This window comes from Actinomadura sp. ATCC 39365, from assembly GCF_054392275.1.
The window spans coordinates 2,632,108-2,655,546 of the sequence record NZ_CP184335.1; the positions used below are offsets into that span (position 1 = coordinate 2,632,108).

The 23,439-nt window shown below is 70.0% G+C and carries 27 protein-coding genes; 15 read left to right on the plus strand and 12 right to left on the minus strand.

Features of this window, described 5'->3' with window-relative positions; all coding sequences use genetic code 11:
- Positions 1-18: 18 nt before the first annotated feature.
- The 3 genes from ACNF49_RS13235 to ACNF49_RS13245 all read right to left on the minus strand — a co-directional run bounded on the left by ACNF49_RS13235 (position 19) and on the right by ACNF49_RS13245 (position 1,712).
- Complete coding sequence (locus tag ACNF49_RS13235) at positions 19-846, minus strand: DUF4388 domain-containing protein (protein ID WP_482943814.1); 828 nt, start codon at positions 844-846, stop codon at positions 19-21.
- Positions 847-849: 3 nt separating this feature from the next.
- Positions 850-1,224 carry a roadblock/LC7 domain-containing protein gene (locus tag ACNF49_RS13240; RefSeq protein WP_352352017.1) on the minus strand — a complete coding sequence of 125 codons (375 nt, stop codon included), beginning with the start codon at positions 1,222-1,224 and terminating at the stop codon, positions 850-852.
- Positions 1,225-1,361: 137 nt separating this feature from the next.
- Entirely contained in the window at positions 1,362-1,712 is a 351-nt protein-coding gene (locus ACNF49_RS13245; protein WP_357978540.1) for a winged helix-turn-helix transcriptional regulator, read from the minus strand.
- A 54-nt stretch (positions 1,713-1,766) separates the two neighbouring features.
- On the opposite strand from ACNF49_RS13245, the gene ACNF49_RS13250 reads away from it, so the two are divergent.
- A complete protein-coding gene (locus ACNF49_RS13250) occupies positions 1,767-2,369 on the plus strand; it encodes an NAD(P)-dependent oxidoreductase (RefSeq protein WP_357978537.1) in 603 nt (200 codons plus the stop codon).
- Here the strand turns inward: ACNF49_RS13250 and ACNF49_RS13255 are convergent.
- Positions 2,363-3,580 carry a DUF4032 domain-containing protein gene (locus ACNF49_RS13255; RefSeq protein WP_357978534.1) on the minus strand — a complete coding sequence of 406 codons (1,218 nt, stop codon included), beginning with the start codon at positions 3,578-3,580 and terminating at the stop codon, positions 2,363-2,365. The genes ACNF49_RS13250 and ACNF49_RS13255 overlap by 7 nt on opposite strands.
- Before the next feature lie 23 nt (positions 3,581-3,603).
- Between ACNF49_RS13255 and ACNF49_RS13260 the strand changes: the two genes are divergently transcribed.
- Positions 3,604-5,172, plus strand: a complete 1,569-nt coding sequence (locus ACNF49_RS13260) for a DUF885 domain-containing protein (protein ID WP_482943815.1) — start codon at positions 3,604-3,606, stop codon at positions 5,170-5,172.
- Positions 5,173-5,195: 23 nt separating this feature from the next.
- Here ACNF49_RS13260 and ACNF49_RS13265 read toward each other — a convergent pair whose 3' ends face one another.
- Both ACNF49_RS13265 and ACNF49_RS13270 read right to left on the minus strand, forming a co-directional pair.
- Complete coding sequence (locus ACNF49_RS13265; protein WP_482943816.1) at positions 5,196-5,834, minus strand: class II aldolase/adducin family protein; 639 nt, start codon at positions 5,832-5,834, stop codon at positions 5,196-5,198.
- A 50-nt stretch (positions 5,835-5,884) separates the two neighbouring features.
- Positions 5,885-6,469, minus strand: a complete 585-nt coding sequence (locus tag ACNF49_RS13270) for a TetR/AcrR family transcriptional regulator (RefSeq protein ID WP_357998699.1) — start codon at positions 6,467-6,469, stop codon at positions 5,885-5,887.
- Positions 6,470-6,540: 71 nt separating this feature from the next.
- On the opposite strand from ACNF49_RS13270, the gene ACNF49_RS13275 reads away from it, so the two are divergent.
- The 4 genes from ACNF49_RS13275 (at position 6,541) to ACNF49_RS13290 (ending at position 10,324) form a co-directional block, all read left to right on the plus strand.
- Complete coding sequence (locus ACNF49_RS13275) at positions 6,541-7,461, plus strand: carbohydrate kinase family protein (RefSeq protein ID WP_482943817.1); 921 nt, start codon at positions 6,541-6,543, stop codon at positions 7,459-7,461.
- Entirely contained in the window at positions 7,458-8,672 is a 1,215-nt protein-coding gene (locus tag ACNF49_RS13280) for an aminotransferase class III-fold pyridoxal phosphate-dependent enzyme (RefSeq protein WP_357978519.1), read from the plus strand. Before ACNF49_RS13275 ends, ACNF49_RS13280 begins: the two co-directional genes overlap by 4 nt.
- Before the next feature lie 308 nt (positions 8,673-8,980).
- Positions 8,981-9,865 (plus strand): hypothetical protein, encoded by an 885-nt coding sequence (locus ACNF49_RS13285; protein ID WP_482943818.1) that lies wholly within the window; start codon positions 8,981-8,983, stop codon positions 9,863-9,865.
- Between the two features lie 102 nt (positions 9,866-9,967).
- Positions 9,968-10,324: a hypothetical protein gene (locus tag ACNF49_RS13290; protein WP_482943819.1), complete on the plus strand. Its 357-nt coding sequence runs from the start codon at positions 9,968-9,970 to the stop codon at positions 10,322-10,324.
- A 759-nt stretch (positions 10,325-11,083) separates the two neighbouring features.
- Here ACNF49_RS13290 and ACNF49_RS13295 read toward each other — a convergent pair.
- Positions 11,084-11,527, minus strand: coding sequence for a nucleotide triphosphate diphosphatase NUDT15 (locus ACNF49_RS13295; protein WP_482943820.1), 444 nt, complete (start codon positions 11,525-11,527; stop codon positions 11,084-11,086).
- A gap of 92 nt (positions 11,528-11,619) precedes the next feature.
- Between ACNF49_RS13295 and ACNF49_RS13300 the strand changes: the two genes are divergently transcribed.
- The 3 genes from ACNF49_RS13300 (at position 11,620) to ACNF49_RS13310 (ending at position 13,811) form a co-directional block, all read left to right on the plus strand.
- On the plus strand, positions 11,620-12,162 hold the full coding sequence (locus tag ACNF49_RS13300) for an RNA polymerase sigma factor (protein ID WP_482943821.1): 543 nt from the start codon (positions 11,620-11,622) through the stop codon (positions 12,160-12,162).
- Positions 12,163-12,248: 86 nt separating this feature from the next.
- Positions 12,249-13,154, plus strand: coding sequence for a hypothetical protein (locus ACNF49_RS13305; protein ID WP_482943822.1), 906 nt, complete (start codon positions 12,249-12,251; stop codon positions 13,152-13,154).
- A 198-nt stretch (positions 13,155-13,352) separates the two neighbouring features.
- Positions 13,353-13,811 carry a hypothetical protein gene (locus ACNF49_RS13310; RefSeq protein ID WP_482943823.1) on the plus strand — a complete coding sequence of 153 codons (459 nt, stop codon included), beginning with the start codon at positions 13,353-13,355 and terminating at the stop codon, positions 13,809-13,811.
- Between the two features lie 235 nt (positions 13,812-14,046).
- Here the strand turns inward: ACNF49_RS13310 and ACNF49_RS13315 are convergent, their stop codons facing one another.
- A complete protein-coding gene (locus ACNF49_RS13315) occupies positions 14,047-15,312 on the minus strand; it encodes an alkyl sulfatase dimerization domain-containing protein (RefSeq protein ID WP_482943824.1) in 1,266 nt (421 codons plus the stop codon).
- A gap of 155 nt (positions 15,313-15,467) precedes the next feature.
- On the opposite strand from ACNF49_RS13315, the gene ngcE reads away from it, so the two are divergent.
- The 6 genes from ngcE to ACNF49_RS13345 all read left to right on the plus strand — a co-directional run bounded on the left by ngcE (position 15,468) and on the right by ACNF49_RS13345 (position 20,794).
- Entirely contained in the window at positions 15,468-16,913 is a 1,446-nt protein-coding gene (gene ngcE / locus ACNF49_RS13320; protein WP_482943825.1) for an N-acetylglucosamine/diacetylchitobiose ABC transporter substrate-binding protein, read from the plus strand.
- Positions 16,914-16,917: 4 nt separating this feature from the next.
- Complete coding sequence (locus ACNF49_RS13325; RefSeq protein WP_352326100.1) at positions 16,918-17,835, plus strand: carbohydrate ABC transporter permease; 918 nt, start codon at positions 16,918-16,920, stop codon at positions 17,833-17,835.
- Entirely contained in the window at positions 17,835-18,689 is an 855-nt protein-coding gene (locus ACNF49_RS13330) for a carbohydrate ABC transporter permease (protein WP_482943826.1), read from the plus strand. Before ACNF49_RS13325 ends, ACNF49_RS13330 begins: the two co-directional genes overlap by 1 nt.
- Positions 18,690-18,770: 81 nt before the next feature.
- Positions 18,771-19,316, plus strand: coding sequence for a superoxide dismutase family protein (locus ACNF49_RS13335; RefSeq protein WP_357978490.1), 546 nt, complete (start codon positions 18,771-18,773; stop codon positions 19,314-19,316).
- Positions 19,317-19,364: 48 nt separating this feature from the next.
- On the plus strand, positions 19,365-20,471 hold the full coding sequence (locus ACNF49_RS13340; protein ID WP_482943827.1) for a low temperature requirement protein A: 1,107 nt from the start codon (positions 19,365-19,367) through the stop codon (positions 20,469-20,471).
- Positions 20,468-20,794 (plus strand): nuclear transport factor 2 family protein, encoded by a 327-nt coding sequence (locus tag ACNF49_RS13345; RefSeq protein ID WP_357978484.1) that lies wholly within the window; start codon positions 20,468-20,470, stop codon positions 20,792-20,794. Before ACNF49_RS13340 ends, ACNF49_RS13345 begins: the two co-directional genes overlap by 4 nt.
- Here the strand turns inward: ACNF49_RS13345 and ACNF49_RS13350 are convergent.
- From ACNF49_RS13350 to ACNF49_RS13365, 4 genes are all read right to left on the minus strand, one after another.
- A complete protein-coding gene (locus ACNF49_RS13350; protein WP_357978481.1) occupies positions 20,787-21,152 on the minus strand; it encodes a nuclear transport factor 2-like protein in 366 nt (121 codons plus the stop codon). The two genes, ACNF49_RS13345 and ACNF49_RS13350, sit on opposite strands and share 8 nt — an antisense overlap.
- Positions 21,149-21,697: a MarR family winged helix-turn-helix transcriptional regulator gene (locus ACNF49_RS13355; RefSeq protein WP_357998746.1), complete on the minus strand. Its 549-nt coding sequence runs from the start codon at positions 21,695-21,697 to the stop codon at positions 21,149-21,151. Before ACNF49_RS13355 ends, ACNF49_RS13350 begins: the two co-directional genes overlap by 4 nt.
- 64 nt (positions 21,698-21,761) lie before the next feature.
- A complete protein-coding gene (locus ACNF49_RS13360; RefSeq protein ID WP_482943828.1) occupies positions 21,762-22,733 on the minus strand; it encodes a pirin family protein in 972 nt (323 codons plus the stop codon).
- A gap of 65 nt (positions 22,734-22,798) precedes the next feature.
- On the minus strand, positions 22,799-23,437 hold the full coding sequence (locus ACNF49_RS13365; RefSeq protein ID WP_357978472.1) for a GntR family transcriptional regulator: 639 nt from the start codon (positions 23,435-23,437) through the stop codon (positions 22,799-22,801).
- Between the last annotated feature and the right edge of the window lie 2 nt (positions 23,438-23,439).

Genomic DNA, 23,439 nt, shown 5'->3' on the forward strand with positions numbered 1-23,439 from the left:
TGCGTCGTGAGGGGAACCTCACGGCATCTCCTCCAGGGCCTTCTTCAGCCGCAGCAGCAGCGTCAGATCGGTCGGGTCCCCCGTCGGCACCGGCCCGGCGGCCGGCCCCGCCCGCCCGGTGCCGGCGGGCACGGCCACCGATCCCGGCACCCGCCTGGGCAGCGCCTCCCCGTCCTCAGGACGGCGTTGCGCGGGCCGTACCGGGTCCGGCGGGACCAGGAGACCGGCGGCGGCCAGCCTTCTGACGGCCAGCAGCACCGCGTAGCCCGACCGGCCCAGGTGCCGGGCCAGCTCCAGCGGGGTCGCCTTGTGGTCGGCCCGTACGACGACCTCCCACTGCACCTGGCTGAGCGCCACCCCGTGCCCGGGAAGGCGCGGGACCGGCCGCACGGGCTGGGTGTCCACGTCGGACGAGGGCCAGATGCCGGCCAGCTGCTCCCGGCGGCGGGCGCACTCGCGCACCAGCTCTTGGACGTCGAAGAACCACTGCCCGCCCAGCCAGTGCTCCTCCCCGGGCCGGAACTTCGGCCGCACGCCGGTCACCGGCAGCAGGAAGAAGGCGGCGTCCTGGACCACGCCGAGCACGGCGTACTGGAGCTCGGCCAGGGTGACCGGGCCCTCCTGGAGCAGCCGGGCGCGGCCGCCGTCGGCCTGGAGTGCGCGCAGGGCCGACTCGGGCACCCGCCCCCTGGCCGCGAACAGCCGCTCGACGCCCGGCGTCTGGGCGCACTCCATGTACGTCACGCGCCCTTCGGACAGGTAGATCGTGCCGTTCCTGCCCAGGCGGAGCGCCCCCGTCGCGCGTTCGCGGGCGAGTCCGGCGAGGAGTGAGTCGAGCGCGGCCATGGCTCAGGTGGTCAGCAGGTCGGAGATGGCCCGCAGGCGGTAACGGGCCAGGGCCAGGTTCGACCGTTCCGGGTCGAGGCGGACGTAGATGACCAGCGGGCCCTCGAAGACCGTCTCCAGCAGCCGGAGCAGGTGGTGCCCCCGGTCGGTGGTGACGAGCATGTCGTCGATGCGCACGATCTCGCCGGGACACGTCCGGGTCAGCCCGTCGGTGGTGGCGCGCAACGCCTCGGTCAGCGCCGCGGCGGACCTGTCGGCGTCCACGCCGGACGCGCTGCTGAAGGCGACCGCCATGCCGCTCGTGCCGTCGACCAGCATGGCGTCGAGCGCGCCCGGTATCGACATGACCTCCGCCAGGCAGGTGTCCACTCCCAGCACCGCGAGCCTCCCTCCGTCGTGGGACGGGGAAAGCGTAGGGGGCCACAAGAGATCAGAAGGGAGGCGATTTACCGAGGGATACGTTTTTATACGGCCAGGACGAAGAAAAGCATCCCTGGTGCGGAAATATGATCAATTCACGAGATTTTTTCACGATGGCGGAGAATTTCGTGCACGTTCTCCTCGGCCCACCGGGCGACCACCGAGATCGGCGCGTGCAGCGAGCGGCCGAGGTCGGTCAGCGCGTACTCCACCCGCGGCGGCACCTCGGCGAAGACCTCGCGGGTGATCAGCCCGTCCAGCTCCATGGCCCGCAGCGTCTGCGTGAGCACCTTCGGCGTCACCCCGCCGATCCGCCCCCGGAGCACGGTGAAGCGCATCGGCCCGTCGCTGAGGCTGAGCAGCACCAGCACCGACCACTTGTCGCCGATCCGGTCGAGAACCAGCCTGGTCGGGCAGTTCGGGTCGAAGGCATCACCGGTATCCATAAGGTACTTATAGCACGATGAAGTAACCAGTATCCATTGGATACTGTGCTTCTCATGAAGATCCTCGTGTTCGGCGCGACCGGAATGATCGGTCAGCGCATCGTCACCGAACTCACCGGCCGCGGCCACGACGTCACCGGTGTCAGCCGCCGCGGTCCCGTCAAGGGCGACGTCCACGACGCCGCCACGCTCGCCGAGGGCTACGACGCCGTCGTCTGCGCCATCGCCCCGCCGCGTGACGGCACCGAGCCCGAGCCGCCGTTCCTGGCCGCCAACCGCGCCCTCATCGACGGCCTGCGCACCGCCGGAGTGAGCCGGGTGCTGGTCGTGGGCGGCGCGGGCAGCCTCAAGGCCGGCCCGGACGTCGACCTGGTCGACACGCCCGGCTTCCCGGAGATCTACAAGAAGGAGGCCAAGGCCGCGCGGGCCGCGCTCGGCCTCTACCGGGAGGTGACCGACCTGGACTGGACCTACGTCTCGCCGGCCGCCGAGATCGCGCCCGGCGAGCGTACCGGCGTCTACCGGATCGGCCGCGACGACCTGCTCAGCGACGCCGACGGCCGCAGCTTCATCACCGCCGAGGACTACGCGGTGGCGATCGTCGACGAGCTGGAGGAGCACGCCCACCCGCGCACCCGCATCACGGTCGCCTACTGATCGTCCTCGTCCGGGTCGTCGGGCAGCAGCGCCTTCTCGTCGGGCTTGTGCACCAGCACGTTGTCCACGTACGACTTCACCGCCGTGGCCAGCCCGACGTCGCCGCCCGCCGCCTCCGACAGGTACCAGCGGTGGTCGAGCAGCTCGTGGAAGAGCTGCGCGGGCTCCAGCTTGCCGCGCAGCTCCGCGGGGATGTCGTCGACCGTCGGGTGGAACACCTCGGCGAGCCAGCGGTGGGCGACGATGGCCTCGTCCTCGTGCCGCAGGCCCTTGGCGACCCGGTAGCCGTCCAGGTCGTTGAGCAGCCGCCGCGCCTGGTTCTCCTCCACGTCGAGCCCGGTCAGCCTGATCAGCCGGCGCTGGTGGTGGCCGGCGTCCACCACCTTCGGCCGGACGATCAGGCGGCCGGTGCCGACCTTGCGCCGCACCATCATCTCGGCGACGTCGAAGCCGAGCAGGTTCAGGCGGCGGATGCGCTGCTCCACGCGGTGCCAGTCGACCTCGTCGATGATCTCGCTGTCGGTGATCTCGGCCCACAGGCGGTGGTAGCGGGTGACGATGTCCTCGGCGGTCTCCATGGGGTCGATCGACGGGTGCAGCAGCCCGCCGGCCTCCAGGTCGAGCATCTCGCCGAAGATGTTGGTGTGGGCGACGTCGATGTCGGTCAGCCGCTGGCCCTCGCTGATCATCGGGTGCATCTCGCCGGTCTCGGCGTCCACCAGGTAGGCCGCGAAGGCGCCGGCATCCCTGCGGAAGAGCGTGTTGGACAACGAGCAGTCGCCCCAGTAGAAGCCGTTCAGGTGCAGGCGCACCAGCAGCACGGCGAGCGCGTCGAGCAGGCGGGTGAGCGTGTCGGGGCGCAGGGTGCCGGACATCACGGCGCGGTAGGGGAGCGAGAACTGCAGGTGCCGGGTGATCAGCGCGGCGTCCAGGCCCTCGTCGCGGCCGGTCACGTACGCCACCGGCTCGACGGCCGGGGCGTCGAGCCTGGCCAGGTCCCACAGGAGCTGGTACTCGCGCCTGGCGTACCGCTCGCTGATCTCCTTGATCGCGTAGACCTTGCCGGAGAGCCGGGCGAACCGCACCACGTGGCGGGAGATGCCGCGCGGCAGATCGACCAGATGATGCTTGGGCCAGTCGGCCAGCGGGACGTCCCAGGGGAGCCGGATGAGGTCGGGGTCGCCTAGCGCGCCAGTGATCTGCAGGGGCATGAACGTCAGGATATGGTGCGTAGGTGGACGAGTTTCTCAACTGGTACTTTTCCGACCGTCCCGTCGTCGCCAGCCAATTGGGAGCCGACGGCTACGACCACACCCTCGGCGATTTCACCGCCTCCGCCTGGGAGAACAGAGCCCGGGAAGAGGTCCGCTGGATCGAACGCCTCTCCGACGCCCCGGCCGACTCGCTCGACGACGCCATCGACAGAGACCTGGTCCTGTCCCAGCTGAGGGGCTCGGTCGCGCTCGAGTCCTGGCCCGAGTGGCGGCGCAACCCCGGCCTCTACCTCTCGGCCGTCTTCGGGTCGCTGTTCAACGCCTTCCAGCAGCGGCTCAAGCCGGAGGCCGAACTGGTCGCCGCCGCCGTCTCCCGCCTGGCCGAGGTGCCCGGCGTGCTGGCCGCCTGCCAGGCCAACCTGGACCCCGACCTCGCCGCGCCGCTGCTGGTCACGCGCGGGCTCAACCAGGCCCGTACGGGCCGCAACTTCCTCACCCGCACGCTCCCCGCGATGGTCGGCGACGAGGCGCTGCGCGCCCGGCTGGCCGAGGCCGCCGGACCCGCCGCCGACGCGTTCGACGCGCTGGTGTCCTTCCTCGAAGGCTTCCAGTGCGGCGGCACCTGGCGGATGGGGGAGAAGCTCTACTCCACCCTGCTGCGCGAGCGCGAGATGCTCACGTACGGCGCCGCCGAGCTGCACCAGAAGGGCAGGGCCGCCTGGGCCGACCTGGACGCGCGGATGCGCCGGGTCGCCCTCGGCATGAACGGCACCGAGGACTGGCGGACCGCGATGGAGTCCCTCATGGACGACCACCCGCCGACCCTGGCGGACATGCGGGCCGAGTATGAGGCCGAGACCCGGCGGGCCCGCGAGTTCGTCCGCGAGCGCGGGCTGGTCACCTTCCCCGAGGGGGAGGAGTGCGAGGTCCTGCCGTCGGCCGAGTACGCCCGCCCGGTGCTGTACGTCGCCCACTACCTGGCGCCGCCGCCGCTCAGCAGCTCGCGCACGGGCATCTTCTTCGTCCCCTACACCCCGGACGACTTCACCGAGGAGCAGGTACGCCAGCGCCTGCGGACCAACGCGCGCGCCCAGATGCCCTCGATCGCCGTGCACGAGGCATATCCCGGGCACCACTGGCACCTGTCGTACATGGCGGACAACCCGCGTACGGTCCGCAAGGTCTTCAGGACGCCGTACTTCACCGAGGGCTGGGCCCTGTACGTCGAGAAGGTGCTGCACGAGCAGGGCTACTTCGACACCCCCGCCACCGAGCTGGCCCACCTGGACTTCCGCCTCTTCCGCGCCGCCCGGATCATCGTGGACACCGCGTTGCACTGCGAGGACATGTCGATCGAGGAGGCCGAGACGTTCATGGCCACCAAGGCGTCGCTGTCGCCCGGCACCGCCCGGGGCGAGGTGAACCGCTACTGCGCCTGGCCGACGCAGGCGCCGTCGTACCTGACGGGGGCCATCGAGATCGACCGCATCCGGGAGTCGTTCACCGGGTCGCTGCGTGAGTTCCACGACCGGATCGCCGGCTCCGGCGGCCTGCCGCTGGGCCTGGCAGAACAGGCCGCGCTGGCCTGACCGGCCCGATCGCGCTCCCCGGGTCAGCTCGGGCGGCGCGGGAACGCCGGAGGGTTGGCCGCGCGGTCCACGACGGCGGCGAGCTGCTCGTCGGTCAGGACCGTCGGCCTGCCCACGGCCAGCCCGCGCACGTAGACCTCGCACAGCCACTCCAGCAGGCGGGTGGCCTCGAACGCCTGCTCCAGCGTCGTCCCGATGGTCACCCCGCCGTGGTTGGCCATCAGGGCGGCCTGCTTGCCCGCCAGCGCCGCCCGCACGTTGGCGGCCAGCTCCGGCGTGCCGTAGGTGGCGTACTCGGCCACCTTGACCACGCCGCCCAGCAGCAGCGCGTTGTAGTGGACCGGCGGCAGCTCGGTCATCGTCGTGGCCACGACCGTGCCGAAGACCGAATGCGTGTGCACGATCGCCTGAGTGCCCGTCGCCTGGTAGACGGCCAGGTGCATGGGGGTCTCCGACGACGGCTGCAGCTCGCCCTCGACCAGGTGGCCCGCCAGGTCGACGATCGGGCACGCCTCCGGGGTCAGCCGGTCGAGCGCCACGCCGGACGGGGTGACCGCCACCTGGTCACCCCGGCGCACGCTCAGATTGCCCGAGGTGCCGATGACCAGGCCCAGCTCGGCGGCACGCCTGCCGTACTCGCACAACTGCTCGCGGAGGCTCATGGGTCGGCACAGTAGTCGGTCGTCCGAAATACTTCCAGCGCTTCCCTTGGTCACAGGCGGTCGAGCGCCTGGAGCATGAGCCGTTCGAGGTCGACGCGGGTGAGCCGGCCCGGGTAGAGGAGCAGGTGCAGGCTGAGGCCGTCGACCAGGGCGAGCAGGTGTTCGGCGAGGTCGTCGAGGCTGCCGTCCGCGCGTACCTCGCCGGCCGCGCGGGCCTGCCCCAGCAGCTCCCGTACGGCGGCGCGCAGCTCGTCGGCCTCGGCGCGCTGGACCTCCGCCAGCCGGTCCGAGGCCAGGCTGCGGCTCCAGAAGCTGACCTCCAGCCGGCTCTCCTGGGTGCGCTCGGCGTCCAGCGGCAGGTTGTCCAGCAGCAGCTCGCGCAGGGCGGCCAGGCCCGTGACGCCCTCGACCTTGCGCGTCAGCCGCTCCCTGATGCGCTGGTGCGACTGGCTCAGCGCCGACAGCAGGATCTCGTCCTTGTCGGCGAAGTAGTGCGCGAGCACGCCGTTGGAGTAGCCGGCCTCCTTGGCGATGGCCCTGGTGGTGGCGGCGTCGATGCCGTCCCTGACGATCACCCTGCGGGCCGCCGACAGGACCTCGGCCCTGCGCTCATCGTGATCGACGATCTTCGGCATCGGGATCCCCCTCTTCTCGCGGCGACTCCCACCATATTGACTTTTTATTCGGACGTCTGTCTATTTAGTCCATGACCGTCGCCACGGTCGGCGTGCACATCGTCGACATCCTCGCCAGGCCCGTCGAGCACATCCCCGAGGGCCAGGACACCGTACTCGTCGAGCAGATCCGCCTCACCGCCGCCGGCGCCGCCGCCGGAACGGCCGTGGACCTGGTCAAACTCGGCAACGACGTGATCACCATGGGCGCGATCGGGGACGACGAGCTCGGCGACTTCCTGGTGGCCGTCCTCGCCAAGCGCGGCGTGGACGCCTCCCGCCTGGTCCGCCGGGCCGGCGAGCAGACCGCCGCCTCGATCCTGCCCATCCGCCCCGACGGCGGCCGGCCCAGCTTCCACGTGCCCGGCGCCAACCTCGGCGTCACCCTCGCCGACCTGGACCCCGACGTGCTGCGCCGCGCCCGGGCCATCCACCTGGGCGGCATGGACGTCACCTTCGGCCTGGGCGACCCCGCCTTCTTCGCCCTCCTCGACGAGGTGCGCGCGGCCGGCACGATCGTCACGATGGACCTGCTGTCGGAGCTGCCCGACCTGCTGGCGATGGCCCGCGCGTTCCTGCCCCACGTGGACTACGTGCTGCCCAACGAGTCGCAGGCCCTGCTCATGACCGGCGACCCCGACGTGGCCACCGCCGCCGCGACCCTGCTCGCCGACGGCCCCAAGGGCGTGCTCGTCACCCTCGGCGCGGCCGGCAGCCTCGTACTGACCTCCGGCGGCGGGCCCGAGCGGGTGCCGGCGCTGGAGACGGACGTCGCCGACACGACCGGGTGCGGCGACGCGTACTGCGCCGGTTTCCTGACCGGCCTGCTGCACGGCCGCGACGTCGTCGAGGCCGCGCGCTGGGGCACCGCCGCGGCGGCCCGCGTGGCCACCGGGCTCGGCTCCGACGCCGGCCTCACCGACCTCGAATCCACCCTAAGGACTCTCGCATGACTGACGCCGAACTCCGCGAGCGCGCGCTGAAGGTCGTCCCCGGCGGCATGTACGGGCACCTCAACGCGGCCATCTTCGCTCCCGGCTACCCCCAGTTCTTCCAGCGCGGTGAGGGCTGCCGCCAATGGGACGTGGACGGCCGCGAGTACATCGACCTCATGTGCAGCTGGGGACCGGTCGTGCTCGGGCACCGGCACCCGCGCGTGGAGGAGGCCGCCGCCCGGCAGCTCGCGCTCGGTGACTGCCTCAACGGCCCGGGACCGGTCATGGTGGAGCTGGCCGAGTTGCTGGTCGACACCGTGCCGAGCGCCGACTGGGCGATGTTCTCCAAGAACGGCACCGACGCCACCACCCAGGCGCTCATGGTTGCCCGCGCCGCCACCGGGCGCACGAAGGTGCTGATGGCGCACGGCGCGTACCACGGCGCCGACCCCTGGTGCACGCCCTCCACCGCCGGCACCACCCCGAACGAGCGCGCCGACCTGGTCGAGTTCACCTACAACTCGCTGGAGTCCCTGGAGGCCGCCGCCGCCACCGTCGAGGGCGACGTCGCGGCGATCATCTGTACCCCCTTCAAGCACGACTCCTTCGAGGACCAGGAGCTGGTCGAGCCCGCCTTCGCGCGCGGCGCCCGCGCCCTGGCCGACCGCCTCGGGGCGGCCCTGGTGATCGACGACGTGCGGGCCGGGTTCCGGATCGACCTGCGGGGGTCGTGGGAGCCGTACGGGGTGCGTCCCGACCTGACCGCCTGGTCCAAGGCCATGGCCAACGGCTACCCGATCGCCGCCGTCACCGGCACCGACGCCCTGCGCGGCGCCGCCCAGACCCTCTACACGACCGGCTCCTTCTGGTTCTCGGCCGTGGCGATGGCCGCCGCCAAGGCCACCATCGAGACCCTGCGCGACACGGACGGCATCGGCGCCATGGAACGCGCCGGCACCCAGCTCAGGGAGGGCCTGTACGCCCAGGCCAAGTCCCACGGCTTCGTCGTGAACCAGACCGGCCCGGTGACCATCCCGTGGCTCAGCTTCGACGGCGACGCCGACCTGTCCACGGCGCTGTACTGGAGCGACGCCTGCCTGCGGCACGGGGTGTACCTGCACCCGTGGCACAACTGGTTCATGTCGGCGGCACTGACGGAGGCGGACGTGGCCCGCGCCCTGGAGGCCACCGACCAGGCCTTCACCGAAACCCGCACCCACTTCGCCTGACCCCTCACCCGACCGACGCCTGCGGTTGCCCCACCCGTTCCCCTGGCCACCGGGTGGGCCCGCGGGATCCCGCCCGGCCGGCTCCTTGGAGCGTGTGGTTGGCCCGCCCGTTGGTCGGTTGCCGGGTGCGTGCATTGCTCCCCGGCCCGGAACGGCGTCATCGCATCTCCAGCGGGCCCGTTCGCTTGTCCGCTGACCGACCTGGACGAACGAGGCCGCAATCCCCTCCAGAGTCAATGGTCACGCTACGCGCTCGCCGTGTGACAATAAGTGTCATGCCGTCCCCCCGACATGACGCCCTCAGGCAGATGTTCGCCGACCGCCCCCAACTGGCGGTGGAGATCCTTCGCGACCTCATGGGCGTACAACTGCCTTCTACTCCGCTGGTGCGGCAGGAGGACCGGTTGTTCAACACCCGGCCCTCCGACGACATCGAACCGGATCTCGGCATCGTGCTCGGTCCGCCACAGAGCCCGGCACACGCCGTCATCGTGGAGATCCAACAGGACAAGTCCAAAGATCCCCAGCAACTGGCTCGGTACGCCGCCGCGCAATGGCTGATGCTCCGCTGCGACGTGACGGTCCTGGTGGTGTGCCCCGATCGAGCCGCCGCCGCCTACTACTCCCAGCCGATCGACTCCGGGCTGACCGGCTACCGCCTGCAGGCACACGTGCTCGGCCCGGGTGACGTGCCGGCCATCACCGACCCACGGGAGGCCGCCGCCCACCTGGAACTCGCGGTGATGTCCGTCATGATCCACGGACGCGAGCGCAAGGTGCTGGAGGCGTTCGCGGCCGCCCTGGCGGAGACGGCCGTTGATTACGCTCCGAAGTATTATGAATACGCACACGGTATGTCCGTGCCTGAGATCGGGCGCATCTTGGAGGAGATCATGAGGTCCAACGACTGGCCGGTCTACAGCCCCTTCGCCCACCAGCACTTCGGCCGAGGCCGTACAGAAGGGATCCAGGTGGGCCGCGCGGAAGGGCTCCGGGAGGGCCGTGCGGAAGCCGCTCCCGAAACCGGGCGGGAATTCGTGCTGTACGCGTTGAACGCGCGTGGGGTCGAGGTTCCCGAGGATGTTCGCGCGCGGATCAACACCTGTACTGACGTCGACCTGCTCAAGCGCTGGGCTCTGCGGGCGAGCTGTGTCCAGTCCGCACGTGACGTGTTCGAGGACTCGGACGGGTAGCGCGGTTGGCGGCGAGGTCTCCGGTGGGCGTGGTCGTCGAGGATTCGGCGACCACGCTGCTGGTCAGCGGTTCTTGCGGTTCGGGCGTTCACGGAAGAGATCATGATGTCTACCGATTGGCCGGTCTACAGCCCCTTCGCCCGTCAGCACTTCGGCCGAGGTCGTGCGGAAGGGATCGAAGAGGGCCGTGCGCAAGGGCTCGAAGAGGGCCGTGCGGAAGGGCTCGAAGAGGGCCGTGCGGAAGGGCTCGAAGAGGGCCGTGCGGAGGCCGCAGCCGAAACCGGGCGGGAATTCGTGCTGTATGCGCTGGAAGCGCGTGGGGTCGAGGTTCCCGAGGATGTTCGCGCGCACATCAACACCTGCACCGACATCGACCTGCTCAAGCGCTGGGCTCTGCGCGCGAGCAGCGTCCAGTCCGCACGTGACGTGTTCGACGACTCGGACGGGCAGCGCTCTTAGAAGTCCTAACAAAATGATCTGGTCTGTTGTCGGCTCCTGCACCATCTCGTGGGAAGGGTCACCGAGTGGCGGCACACCGTCCACTGATCTAACGTGGCTGACTGTGGTCAGGGCCTGGTGGGTACTCGGCGTCATCATGGTGATGAGCGGCGTCGCCCTCGGCTTCTTCTTCCCAAACCCATGGGGCTGGGACGGTCACAGTTCGCTGACGTGTGGAAGCGCCTTCCTCGGAGATGGCTATCAACCGAGTAACCCCGATTGCCCCACTCGTCGGCTGCTATCAGGGAGCGTTGCAGCGCTTCTCATCACCGCAGGCGCGATCCTGTCCTGGACGAACTACCGAGCACGGCGCCGGGCAGTGAGGTCCGGCCTCTAGAGTTCCCTGACAGGAAGGTCAGCGGGCAAGGCGTCGCCAGCAGATGATCGCGGCCCACAACTCGTCGGCCACGATCCACGGTGGATGTTCGCCCTTCCTCACGCGGTGATCAACCTGAAGGCGATCACCCCTATTCCTAGATCCTTTTGTTAGGACGACTTAGCGGCGGGTGCCTCAGGTTCTGATCGATGCATCTGCTGGTTCAACAGCAGGTCTCTGACTGCTGGCCGGCATGAAGCGGGTGGCCGAGCGTGGGATCGAGGTGCCTGAGGACGTCCGTGCGCGGATCGATGTCTGCACCGAGGTCGACCACCTCGTGGCCTGGACCGTCCGCGCGAACGCCGGACCATCTCTCCAGCAGGTCTTGTCCTGACGGACCGGGATCACGGCTGTGCGACGGGCGGCGGCGTGATCCTGTAGAGCCCGTTGCGGGAACCGGAGGCTGGGGCAGCCAGGACGAGGGCGGTCGCCGGGAACAGCGGGGACGGCAGCCCGTCGTACGGGAACCACCGCCATGAGCGGAAGACGTGCGGCTCGGTCACCGCCGGAGCGTCGGCGCCCGGGAGCATGGTGACCGCCGCCGTCACCCGCACCGCTCCCTCCGGGTGGTCCAGGGCCACGCCGGTGACGACCGGCGGCCCGGCGTCGCGGATGCCGGTCTCCTCGGCCAGCTCGCGGACGGCCGCCGCCTCGAAGGTCTCGCCGGGCTCCACCGCCCCGCCGGGCAGGCACCACGACAAGGGCTCGCCCGCCTTCACCCGCTCGCCGAGCAGCACGCGCCCGTCCGGGTCCGTGAGCAGCACACCGACGCCTACGATGCGATTCACCGTCAAAACCGACTCCTCCCGCCAAGAGCTGTAATGCTGCCAAAAATCCGGACATGGGGTGAGTGTTGTTGACGCTCACGTGAGGAGACCGGATGGGAGCCGATCCCGAGAGCCGGTTCGAGGAGATCTATGCACTCTCCTACAGACCCCTGCTCGGCTACGCGCTGCGCCGCTGCCCCGACCCCGACGACGCGGCCGACGTCGTGGCCGAGACGTTCATGATCGCGTGGCGGCGCATCGAGGAGGTGCCGAGCGGGGAGGAGGCCCGGCTCTGGCTGTACGGCGTGGCCAGGAAGGTGCTGGCCAACCACCGGCGCGGTGAGCGCCGCCACGAGCGGCGCACCGAGGCGTTACGCGCGGAACTGGCCGCCGCGCCCGTGGTCACCGGGCCGTCCGTCGAGGACCTGTCGCCGCTGGCCCGGGCGTTCGGGACGCTCTCCGGCGACGACCGCGAGCTGCTCACCCTGGTCGCCTGGGAGAAGCTGGACACCGGCCAGATCGCCACCACCCTCGGCATCACCCGCAACGCCGTACGGGTCCGCCTGTACCGGGCGCGCCGGCGCTTCGCCCGCCGCCTGGCTGAGGCCGGGGTCGAGCACACACAGGCCGTCGCCCTCGAAGGGAGCCCGTTGTGAACGCCGCCGATCCCGCGAGCGGGCGCGACAAGGAGCCCGTTGTGAACGTCGCCGATCCCGCGCGCAGGCGCCGGAAGGAGCTCGTTGTGAACATCGCCGATCTCGCCCGGGTGCGTGACGAGGAACTGGCGGGGGTGCCCGCCGGGCAGGCGTCCGGCGCGGGGGCGCGGGCGCTCATGGAGTCGATCACGTCCGAGCCGATCACCGCCGAGGAGCGCGGGCCTGTCGCGCGCCCGCGCCGCAGGGCGCCGCGCAAGGTGTTCCTGCTGGGGGCGGTGGCGGCCGGGCTGGCCGCCGTGCTCGCCGTCACGCTGCCGATCTTCGGCCCGGTCACCGAGTACGCCAACGCCGCCGTCACCGTCAAGACCGGCGACGACTTCATCGACGTCGTCATCACCGACCCCGAGGCGGAGGCGGCGGCCTACACCGAGGCGTTCAGGGCCGTCGGCCTGGACGCCACGGTCAAGAAGATCCCGGTCGCGCCCGAGTACGCGGGCATGCTGTTCGGCCCCGCCACCCCCGGGAACTTCCCGCCGGGGACCGGCGTGACGGTTCGCAGCGTCGAGAATTGCGCGTCGGTCTGGTGCGGCACGATCTCCATGCCGACCGGGTACAAAGGCAAGGTCATCGTCGGGATCGGCCGCCCTGCCGAGCCCGGCGAGCGGTATGCCGCGATGGCGCCGAGCACGGTGGGTCTGGCCGCCGACGGTGTGGCCGGCGTCAAGGTCGTGGGCAAGCCCGTCTCGCACGCCAGGGCCGAGCTGTCGCGACGCGGCCTGAAGATCGAGTACGTGGTGATGTGGTCGAACCCCGACGGCAGCGGCAGCGGTTACGACGTGGCCGCGGAGCACGTCAAGGACGACTGGATCGTCGACAGCGTGATCAAGGTCGCCTCGGACACGGTCAGGGTGGACGCCGTGGCTCCCGCCGACGTCCCCAAGGACTCCCTGCCGCGGGCCGACCGGCCACAGGAAAGCTGGACCCGTCCCTGAGCCCGCGAACCCCGGCACCGGCCCGGGTGGCGTCCAGCGCCCGACACCGCCGGTACCGGCGCAGGTCCCCATCATGATCGCGATGCGTCTCCGGAGTACACCTGGCCGATCGTCCGCTCAACAGGAGCTCCACAGGGTCTCAACATCGGCCTGGCTACCTTCGCGGTGTCCAGTACGACGAGCACCAAGGAGAATCCGATGCGAACGCTCAACACGATGGTCCTCGGTGCGGCGGTCGCCGCCGCGGCTCTGACCGCGGGCGCCCCCGCGCAGGCCTCCGTCCAGACCGGCGCCCAGACCTCCCTCGCCACCGTCACCACGGCCGCCGCGAGGGCCGGCTCGATGACGATGTCCTGCCGTGAGGTGCGTGTGTACCGTCCGGAGATGCGCAAGGGACACGTGGCCGCGACGGGCTGGGCGATAGGCTGCTCCAGCAACCAGCGCGTCAAGATCATGCTTCAGCGCAAGCGCTGGTGGGGCTGGCAGAACATCTCCAGCGCCTCCTGGTACGGAGCCGGCAAGAAGACCTTGTACAAGGGCTGCAAGCGAGGGGACACCTTCACCTACCGCCTGCAGGGCCAGGTCAGCTACTACGCGGGGAGCAAGTACGTCGTCCACAACGGCTGGAGCCCCACGATGCGCGCGAAGTGCCCGTGACGCCCGCCACCTTGTGGGGTGACCATCCAGCACTCCAGTGACGCTTGGAGATCTTGAGGCGTCGGGGTCGCATGGAGACGGCCATCGCATGATCATTCGGAGTTGGTAAGACAGCCGAAGATCATGCGGTGGCCGCGAGCCACGGCACAGACCCTGACGGCTGGATGGTCATCCTCAACGAGCCGGCCTTCTACCGCTGCCCCGCGCCTGCCCGGCGCGATGTGTCACTGGAGTGCTAGGCGCCTTCGAGGGGAGCCGGGGTCTCCCGGTCCGTCCGGGCCGAGGATTCCGCGGCGGCCCAGGTGAAAATCCCCTTCGCCATCAATGACTGTTCACCGGCCGCCCGCGCGGCGAAAACCTGGGCTCTGACCCGATGCACACCCGCATCGTCAGGAGCGGCCAGCGCGGCCATTTCCGCGAGATGTCCGGCGAGCCGCTCGTCGCCCTCGGAAAGGGCTTTGAGCGCCGCGTCGGCGAGCGCGTGCGGCCCGCCCGCGAGTTCCGCCACGGATTTGGCCAGCACCGCTTCCGGGGCCGGTTTGAGATTGGCCGGATTGCCGTCGTACCAGCCGCCGTAAAGGCGCCAGAGATTGCGTACGACGAATTCCGGCTCGTCATAACGGGCCCGCAGATAGGGCCGGTCGGAATGGCGCTCGGCAGGTTTCACCGCATGCACGATCTCGTCGAGCCTGGCGCCCGCGTTGAGCAGGTCGAGGGTCTGCGTGATGATCGACTCCAGCCATTCGGCCGTCTCCAGCAGCGCCTGCCGCACGCGGTCGGCGCCGAAGACGGGCGCGCCGTGGCTGGGCAGCATGATCTCGGCGTCGAGGGCCGCCATCCGGCGCAGCGCGTGCACCCATTCGCGCGGGTAGCGCTGCACCTTCTGGGGGTTGCCGCAGTTGGGGGTCACCCAGATGAACAGGTCGCCGGGCAGCAGCAGCCGATGCTCGCGCACGTAGCCGATGGTGGCGTCGTCGGTCTCGCCCTTGGCGTGCAGCAGGTCGAAGGTCAGCCCGCCGCGCCGTACGGTCAGCGCGTCGGTGTAGGTGACGTCGGGCCGCCGGTAGTCGGCGGGCCAGCGCAGGCGGGTGTTCTGGAACTGCCGCTGGTTGATCACCGTGTTGTAACCATTTGTCAGCAGGTAGCGGTCGAACCGATCGACCACCGCCTGATGGGCGTAAACCGTGGCCCGAGGGCCCGACTCCTCGAACGGTCCCGTGCCGAAGACGTGGTCGATGTGCCCGTGGGAGTAGAACGCGGTGGTCAGCGGCGCCCTGGACCAGCGGCGGACGTCCTCGTGCAGGCGGCCGGCGGCCCACGGCCCGCCGGTGTCGAAGAGCAGCAGCTCGCCCTCGGTCTCGAAGGCGATCGCGTTGCCGAACCCCGCCCACCAGCCCACACCTTCGGTCACGGTCTGGACGCCCTTGCCCTCCATGCCGGTGTCCACGATGCTGTCGTCAGACTCGCCGCGCCACACCCGGTCCGCGTACTCGATAATCATGTGACCCACCCTGCTTCTAGAACGGCATTCTAGGCAAGGGATCACGGCAAGGTCACGTCTCGATTGCGCCCCCTTGACGCGTGTCGGCGGGCGTTCGTACGTTCGGGCAAACGTTTAGGAAACTTTCCTAACTGAATCCTCTTCGGGAGCCCCCCATGACCCACCCGGGCGAGATCACTCGGCGTCAGCTGCTCCGCCGCATCGGCCTGACCGCGCTCGTGGCCGGGCCCGGCGCGAGCCTGCTGAGCGCCTGCGCGACCAGCGGTGGCGGCGACCAGCCCTCGGCGGCGCCCGCCACGACGATCGCGGCGTCGGCGGACCCCAAGAATCCCTTCGGCGTCGACGTCAAGAAGCCGCTCGAAGTGGTCATCTTCAGCGGCGGCTACGGCGACTCCTACGCCAAGGACCTGCACGAAGAGCTGTACAAGAAGGCCCACGCCGGCGTCACGGTCAAGCACACCGCCACCCAGCAGATCGGCACCCAGCTCCGGCCGCGCATCGTCGGCAACGACATGCCCGACGTGATCAACAACTCCGGCCCCGAGGCGCTCGACCTGGCCGCGCTGGCCACCGAGGGCCACCTGGCCGACCTGACCCCGCTCTACGACGCGCCCTCCTTCGACGACCCGTCCAAGAAGGTCCGCGACACGATCACGCCCCTCGTGCTGCAGAACGGCAAGCTCGACGGCAAGGACCTGGTGCTCAACTACACCGTCTCCCACCGGGCGCTGTGGTACAACGCCAAGCTGTTCGCCTCCAAGGGCTGGAGCGTGCCGAAGACGTGGGCCGAGTTCACCGCGCTCGGCGAGGCGGCCAAGAAGGAAGGCATCGCGCTCTTCGCCTATCCCGGCAAGAAGGGCCCGTACTACCAGCTCTGGAACGTCCTCTACACGGCCGCCAAGATCGGCGGCAACCAGGTCATCATCGACATCGACAACCTCGTCGACAACGCCTGGAAGAGCGAGGCGGTCAAGCAGGCGGTCACCGCCTGGCTGGACATCCAGCAGAAGTACGGCGACAAGGCGTACCTGGGCCTCGACCACACCCAGACCCAGGTCAAGCAGCTCCAGAACAAGGTGCTGTTCTACCCGTGCGGCTCCTGGCTCGAGAACGAGATGACCAAGGACATCCCGCTCGACTTCGAGTACGCCCTGGCCCCCATCCCCGACGTCACCGCCTCCGACAAGATGCCGTACGGCGCGATCCAGGTCGGCGTGGGCGAGAACTTCGTCGTCGCGGCGAAGGGCAAGAATCCGCAGGGCGGCCTGGAGTACCTGCGGATCATGTTGTCGAAGGAGGGTGCGGCGGGCTTCACCAAGAAGACCAACAACCTCACGGTGGTGACCGGCGCCGCCGACAGCTCCGAGTTCCCGCCCGGCCTGGTCAGCGCCGCCAAGGCGCAGGAGGCGGCCGGCGAGAGCATCATCACCGACGCCCGGTTCGAGGGCTGGTACAAGGAGCTGTTCGACTACGGCTGGGAGCAGACCAACGTCCTGATGGCCGGGCGCATCACCCCCGACGAGTTCTGCGAGCGCATGCAGAAGAAGGCCGACGACGTCAAGAAGGACGACTCCGTCACCAAGCAGACGCGGAGCGCCTGAGCACATGGAGCGGTTGCGCAAGTACGGATTCGTCATCGGGTTCCTGGCCGTCCCGGTCGCGCTTTACACGGTCTTCGTGATCAGCCCATATGTGCAGGCTTTCCAGCTCTCGCTGACGAGCTGGAACGGCGTCAGCTCGGTCGTCCGATACGTGGGGCTGGACAATTTCGGCCGGTTGTTCGAGGACGACAATTTCTGGCAGGCCCTGCGCAACCACGGAATTCTCCTGCTGGTGCTGCCGCTCCTGACGATCGTCATCGCGTTGTTCCTGTCGTTCCTGCTGAATCTCGGCGGCGGCACCCGCGGCGCGGGAATGCGCGGGGTGTGGGGGTCGAATTTCTACCGGGTGGTGTTCTTCTTCCCCCAGGTTCTCGCCGTGGCCGTGGTCGGCGTGCTGTTCCAGGCCATCTACCGTCCCGACGAGGACGGTGTGATCAACGGCACGCTGGCCAGGCTCGGGCTGTCCGAGCCGATCGGCTGGCTCACCGAGCCGGGCCTCGCGCTCTGGTCGATCATCGCGGTGATGGTCTGGCAGGCGGTCGGCTTCTACGTGGTGCTCTTCTCCGCGGGCATGGCCGCCATCCCCAAGGACTACTTCGAGGCCGCCTCGATCGACGGGGCCGGCCGCGTGCGGCTGTTCTTCTCCATCACGCTGCCGCTGCTGCGCGACACCCTCCAGGTCGGCTGGATCTACCTGGGGATCGCCGCCTTCGACGGCTTCGCGCTGATCCAGGTGCTGGCGGGCGACCGGGGCGAGCCCGACGGCGCCACCACCATCCTGCCCATCACCATCTACAAGACCGCCTTCGACTACCACAAGGTCGGCTACGCCTCGGCGATGGGCGTGGTGCTGTTCTTCCTGACCGTGACGTTCGCCGTGCTGACGCTCCGCACGACCAGGCGTGAAAGGGTTGAGCTCTGATGGCTTCGCGTGGAGCGGGCAGGCCGCGGCCCGGCGTGCTGAGCGGGCTCTCCCATGTCGCCCTGGCCGTCTGGGCCCTGCTGATCGTCCTGCCGCTGTTGTGGACGTTCCTGGCCTCGTTCAAGAGCAACACCGAGATCTTCGGCGACCCGCTCCAGCTCCCCGGGGCGCTGCGGCTGGACGCCTGGGGCCGGGCCTGGGACAAGGCGCACGTCGGGCAGTACATGCTCAACACGGTCATCGTCGTGTTCTTCGGCACGGCGGGCACGATGTTGTTCGGCTCGATGGCGGCGTACGTGCTGGCTCGCTACAAGTTCCTCGGCGGCAAGCTGATCTACTACTACTTCGTCGCCGGGCTCGCCTTCCCCATCTTCCTGGCGCTCGGGCCGCTGTTCTTCGTCGTCAAGCAGTTCGGGCTGCTCGACTCGCACATCGGCCTGATCATCGTCTACATCGCGTACTCGCTGCCGTTCACGATCTTCTTCCTGGCCGCGTTCTTCCGCACCCTGCCCGAGGCGGTCGCCGAGGCGGCGCTGATCGACGGCGCCTCGCACACCAGGACGTTCTTCCAGATCATGGTGCCGATGGCCAAGCCCGGCCTGGTCAGCATCACGATCTTCAACGTCCTGGGGCAGTGGAACCAGTACCTGCTGCCCCTGGCGCTCATGGGCGGCGCCCCGGACAAGTGGCCGCTCACGCTCGGCATCGCCAGGATCTCCACCAGGGCCGGCTACGAGGCGGACTGGCCGGGCCTGTTCGCCGCCCTGAGCATGACGATCCTGCCGGTGATGGTCGTCTACATCATCTTCCAGCGGCAGATCCAGTCCGGGCTCAGCTCGGGGGCGCTGAAGTGAGTTTCGCCGAACACGGCGTGTAGCCGTACGGCTACTCATTAGAGTGAGGGGCCTTTCGTCAGCAGACCCGGAGGGTCCCTCATGCGCGTGCCCGCACTCCTGCTCGTCCTGTTCACGGCCGCCGCCTGCGCCGGGCCGCCGGCGCCGCTGCAGGAGGTCACCAAGCCGAGCCCGCCGGGCGTGCCGGAGCTGAGCGGCGGCGGTGAGTTCACCTCCGGCGACACCGCGGCGATCGCCTACGACCGCCGCCTGGCCCCCGAGGGCGCGCAGGCCAGCCTCACGGCCGAGTCCACCGGCGGCGCGACCCGCACCTCGCTGGTCGTGGAGGGCTTCCTGCCCCGCCATCACTACGGCGCCCACCTGCACACCGCGCCCTGCGGCGCCGACCCCGACGACGCGGGCGGCCACTACCAGCACAACCCCGGCCATGCCGACCCGGCCAGCGAGATCTGGCTCGACGTCACCACCGACGGGTCGGGCGCGGGTCGTTCGACGGCCCGCCATCCCTGGAGCCTCGACCCCGCCGCCCTGCCGAAGTCGCTGGTCATCCATGCCAAGGCCACGAAGAAGAGCGGCCCCCACGCGGGCGAGGCGGGCCCTCGGGTGGCCTGCCTGACGCTGCACTAGCCGAAAGGCGTGCATAATTACACAATTACATATTGTGGAGGTCCCGCGTTGACTAGCCGCCAGTGGCAGCCGCCCCGTTTACGGTTGTTCGAGCAGGTGCACCGCCGGGCCACCTGGCTGGAGCTACTCTACGACCTCGTCTTCGTCGTCGCGGTCGCCGAGCTGGCCGACGTGCTGGCCGGCGGGGCCGACGCCGGTCGCGTCCTCACCTATGTCGGCCTGTTCGTGCCGGTCTGGTGGTCCTGGGCGGGTTACGTCTTCTACGCCAACCGGTTCGACACCGACGACGTCAGCCACCGCCTGCTCGCGCTGCCGCAGATCCTCGCGGTGGCCACGATGGCGGCCAGCGTCAGCGACATCCAGGAACGCTCGGCCCTGTTCGCGATCTCCTACGTCGCGGCCCGGGTCCTGCTGGTCGTCGCCTACCTCAGAGCCGGCCGGCACGTCCCGGAGGCCAGGCCGCTCACCGTGCGGTACGCGGCCGGGTTCACCGTCGCCGCGGTCATCTGGCTGGCCTCCCTTGCCGTCGATCCGCCGCAGCGGTACGCGTTGTGGGCCGTGGCGCTGGTGATCGACCTGGCCACCCCGCTGCTCAGCCGCGGCCACCAGAGCCGGCTCCCGCCGCAGAGCGAGCACCTGCCGGAGCGGTTCGGGCTGTTCGTCGTGATCGTGCTCGGTGAGGTGGTCGCCGCCGTGGTCACCGGGCTCAAGGGGCACGAGGTCACCCCGTCCGTGCTGCTGGTCGCGCTGGCCGGGGTGGCCATCGCGATGGCCTTCTGGTGGTTGTACTTCGACCACGTCGACGAGTCCGTCGTGCTGCGCACCAAGCTGGCCGGGCAGGTGTGGGTGTACTCGCACCTGCCGCTGTCGATGGGCCTGGTGGCGTTCGGCATCGGGATCGAGCACGCGATCATGCACCCGTCGGGGGCGAGCTGGGCCGTCGGGGTGCCGGCCGCCCTGGTCTTCGCCGTGCTCGGCCTTCAGCACCTGTGCTCGGCCGACCGCCGGGCGGGGGCCGTCCGGCTGGCCGCCGCCGTGCTCGCCCTCGCGACCTCCGCGCTGCCTGTCGCGGCGGCGCTCCCGCTCCTGCTGTTGTACGGCGCCGCGCAGGTGGGCCACGACCTGCTGCGCCCCTCCCCGGAAGGCACATCGTGACCCAGGAAGTGTTCGACCGCCAGCTCGCCGCCATCGCCGACGGGGACCTGGCGGCGCTGCTCGCCCAGTACCACGACGAGGCGGTGGTCGTCCGGTTCGACCGGGTGGCCAGGGGCGCCGCCGAGATCCGCGAGCTGTTCACCGCCTACCTGGCGGCCGGGCCACGGGTGGAGGAGATCACGTCGCTGCGCATCGAGGACGACGTGATCTTCTACAACGCGGTCATGGCCGTGGGCGGGAACCGGGTCACCACGTTCGGGACGCTGGTCGTCAGGGACGGCAGGATCTGGCGCCAGACCGCCGCCGCCCTGCCGCTCACCTGATCGCCGCCGCCATCGGCTGCCAGGGCGCGGCGTCGAAGATCAACATGATGGTCCGGATCCTCCCGTCCGGGCCGAGCCTGAAGTGCTCGGCCGTGCGCTGCGTGCCGGCCGGTGTGGCGGTGTGCAGGTCGTAGACGAGGGTCGCCTCCGACTCGCCGTACAGCTCGCTGATCAGGTCGACGCCGGTCACCACGCTCACCAGGGCCTCGATGCCGGCCAGGTGACCGGCGGCGTCGGCGGAGGAGACGAACGGGCTCCTGAACGAGAAGCCCTCGCCGATCAACGCCGCCGCGGCCGGCACGTCGCCGCGGAGCCTGGCCTCGTGGTAGGCCCTGACCACCTCGCGGGTGCCCGTCATCGCCCCTCCAGGTGCGCCGAGAGCCGCTGCTGGTTGTCGGCCAGCCGCAGGCACAGGTGCCGCAGCGCGGTCAGGTCCGCGGCCGAGAAGCCCTGGAACATGGCACGCATCGCCATCCGGGACGGCGTGCGGAACGCCTCGATCCACGCCCGGCCCTCGTCGGTGATCACGGCCAGCACCGAGCGCCGGTCGCGGCTGTCCTGGACCCGTCGCGCCAGGCCGTCGCGCTCCAGGGTGTCCACCAGGCCGGTGACGTTGCGCGAGCTGACCCCGGCGGCCTGGGCCAGGTCGCCGATGCTGATGCCGTCGCCGGCGCCCGCCGCGCCGAGGCGCAGCAGGACGTCCATCGCGCCCGAGCTGAGCCCGCGGCCCTCGCTGCCGTGCGCGCGCATGCGCTCGACCGCCTGGTACGCCGTCCGCACGGCGGCGGCCGCCTCGAAGGGCGCGGTGTCGCCGCCGCCGACGAACTCGCTCATGGCCGCCCTGGCCCGCGGGTCGAAGAGGGAGCCGTCCGGCTCCTGGTCAAATTTATGTACGTCCTTCACAATGAATGTCTACCAGAAACGTGAAGGCCCGTGCGGAACGCACGGGCCTTCACGAGTGGGACGGTCAGGAATGGGCGTGCTCGGCCGGGATCGTGCCGAGGCGGCCCGCCTGGAAGTCCTCGAACGCCTGGACCAGCTCGGCGCGGGTGTTCATGACGAACGGGCCGTGGTGGGCCACCGGCTCACCGATCGGCTCGCCGCCCAGCACGATCACGTCGAGCGTGTCCTTGGCCTCGATCGTGACGGTCTCGCCCACGGTGGTCAGGCCCGGCCGGTTGCCGAAGCCGTCGAAGACCGCGAGCTGGCCGCCGTGCAGCGGACGCCGCTCGGCGCCGACCGTGCCGCGGCCGGAGAGGGCGTACACCAGGGCGTTGTAGTCCTTGCGCCAGGGCAGGGTCAGCCGCGCGCCCGGGGTGATGGTGGCGTGCAGCAGCGTGATCGGCGTCTGCGTGCTGCCCGGACCGGTGTTCCCGGCCAGCTCGCCGGCGATCAGCCGGACCAGCGCGCCGCCGTCGTGGCTGCTCAGCAGCGCGACGCTGGAACGCCCGATGTCCTGGTACTTCGGCGCGATCATCTTCTTGGCGCCCGGCAGGTTGACCCAGAGCTGGATGCCGTGGAACAGCCCGCCCTTCTGCACGAGCCACTCCGGCGGCGCCTCCTTGTGCAGGATGCCGGAGGCGGCCGTCATCCACTGGGTGTCGCCGTTGGTGATCGTGCCGCCGCCGCCGTTGGAGTCGAGGTGCTCCATGACGCCGTCGATCATGTACGTGACGGTCTCGAAGCCGCGGTGCGGGTGCCAGGGCGTGCCCTTGGGCTCGCCGGCGGCGTAGTCGACCTCGCCCATCTGGTCCATCATCACGAACGGGTCGAGGTATTCGAGCTTGATCGCCGCCAGGGCGCGGCGAACGGGGAAGCCCTCGCCCTCGAACCCGCTGGGCGCGGTCTCGACGGCGAGCACCTTCCGCTCGGGGACCCCCGCCACGGGCGCGGGCACGCGGGGGAGGGTGAGCGGGTTCTCAACGGTAACGGCGGGCATGTCGCGCTCCTTCCAGCGGGATCTGCCCCATGCAACCAAGTTGAGATTTCAACTATTCCATCGGGTCACGGGATGCGGGACATCATCCGTTCCATGCCGTTGATCCAGTTGTCGCGCAGCGCCTGGACGGCCTTGGCCGGCTCGTCGGCCAGCAGGAACTCGGCGATGCGGCGGTGCTCGGCGGCCTCGCGCTCCAAGGGGGCGTCGTCACCGGCGATCAGGTGCGCGTAGCGGCGCATGCCGGCCTTGACGCTGGTGATGAGGTCGAGCAGGCGCTCGTTGCGGCAGCCGCTCAGCAGCAGGTCATGCCACTCGTCGTCGTGGCGCTCGATGACCTGCTGCTCGGCCACGTTGTCGGGGAAGTCCTGGGCCAGCTTGAGCAGGTCGGGGGCGATCGAGTGCAGGTGGGCCGGGTCGGAGCAGTCGAGGGCCAGCGACTCCAGGGCGGCCACGATCTCGCACAGCTCGCGGAACTCGCGCCGGCTCACCGGGGCGAACCGGAAGCCGCGCCCCTGGGTGCTCTCCAGCACGCCCTCGCCCGCCAGCGTGATCAGCGCCTCGCGCAGGGGAGTGCGGCTGACGCCCAGGTCGGCGGCGAGGGAGGCCTCGTTGATGTCGGTGCCGGCGGCGAAGTCGCCTCGGTCGAGCCGGCTCAGCAGCTCTTCCCTGATCTGCTCACGCAACGGTCGCCGCTCGATCGGCATGG

Excerpts from the sequence above, each read along its gene's own strand:
- ACNF49_RS13235 (WP_482943814.1), bottom strand. The coding sequence starts at position 846 with ATGGCCGCGCTCGACTCACTCCTCGCCGGACTCGCCCGCGAACGCGCG.
- ACNF49_RS13245 (WP_357978540.1), bottom strand. The coding sequence starts at position 1,712 with ATGGATACCGGTGATGCCTTCGACCCGAACTGCCCGACCAGGCTGGTT.
- ACNF49_RS13250 (WP_357978537.1), top strand. The coding sequence starts at position 1,767 with ATGAAGATCCTCGTGTTCGGCGCGACCGGAATGATCGGTCAGCGCATC.
- ACNF49_RS13255 (WP_357978534.1), bottom strand. The coding sequence starts at position 3,580 with ATGCCCCTGCAGATCACTGGCGCGCTAGGCGACCCCGACCTCATCCGG.
- ACNF49_RS13265 (WP_482943816.1), bottom strand. The coding sequence starts at position 5,834 with ATGAGCCTCCGCGAGCAGTTGTGCGAGTACGGCAGGCGTGCCGCCGAG.
- ACNF49_RS13270 (WP_357998699.1), bottom strand. The coding sequence starts at position 6,469 with ATGCCGAAGATCGTCGATCACGATGAGCGCAGGGCCGAGGTCCTGTCG.
- ACNF49_RS13275 (WP_482943817.1), top strand. The coding sequence starts at position 6,541 with ATGACCGTCGCCACGGTCGGCGTGCACATCGTCGACATCCTCGCCAGG.
- ACNF49_RS13280 (WP_357978519.1), top strand. The coding sequence starts at position 7,458 with ATGACTGACGCCGAACTCCGCGAGCGCGCGCTGAAGGTCGTCCCCGGC.
- ACNF49_RS13285 (WP_482943818.1), top strand. The coding sequence starts at position 8,981 with ATGTTCGCCGACCGCCCCCAACTGGCGGTGGAGATCCTTCGCGACCTC.
- ACNF49_RS13290 (WP_482943819.1), top strand. The coding sequence starts at position 9,968 with ATGATGTCTACCGATTGGCCGGTCTACAGCCCCTTCGCCCGTCAGCAC.
- ACNF49_RS13300 (WP_482943821.1), top strand. The coding sequence starts at position 11,620 with ATGGGAGCCGATCCCGAGAGCCGGTTCGAGGAGATCTATGCACTCTCC.
- ACNF49_RS13310 (WP_482943823.1), top strand. The coding sequence starts at position 13,353 with ATGCGAACGCTCAACACGATGGTCCTCGGTGCGGCGGTCGCCGCCGCG.
- ACNF49_RS13315 (WP_482943824.1), bottom strand. The coding sequence starts at position 15,312 with ATGATTATCGAGTACGCGGACCGGGTGTGGCGCGGCGAGTCTGACGAC.
- ngcE (WP_482943825.1), top strand. The coding sequence starts at position 15,468 with ATGACCCACCCGGGCGAGATCACTCGGCGTCAGCTGCTCCGCCGCATC.
- ACNF49_RS13325 (WP_352326100.1), top strand. The coding sequence starts at position 16,918 with ATGGAGCGGTTGCGCAAGTACGGATTCGTCATCGGGTTCCTGGCCGTC.
- ACNF49_RS13330 (WP_482943826.1), top strand. The coding sequence starts at position 17,835 with ATGGCTTCGCGTGGAGCGGGCAGGCCGCGGCCCGGCGTGCTGAGCGGG.
- ACNF49_RS13335 (WP_357978490.1), top strand. The coding sequence starts at position 18,771 with ATGCGCGTGCCCGCACTCCTGCTCGTCCTGTTCACGGCCGCCGCCTGC.
- ACNF49_RS13350 (WP_357978481.1), bottom strand. The coding sequence starts at position 21,152 with ATGACGGGCACCCGCGAGGTGGTCAGGGCCTACCACGAGGCCAGGCTC.
- ACNF49_RS13360 (WP_482943828.1), bottom strand. The coding sequence starts at position 22,733 with ATGCCCGCCGTTACCGTTGAGAACCCGCTCACCCTCCCCCGCGTGCCC.
- ACNF49_RS13365 (WP_357978472.1), bottom strand. The coding sequence starts at position 23,437 with ATGCCGATCGAGCGGCGACCGTTGCGTGAGCAGATCAGGGAAGAGCTG.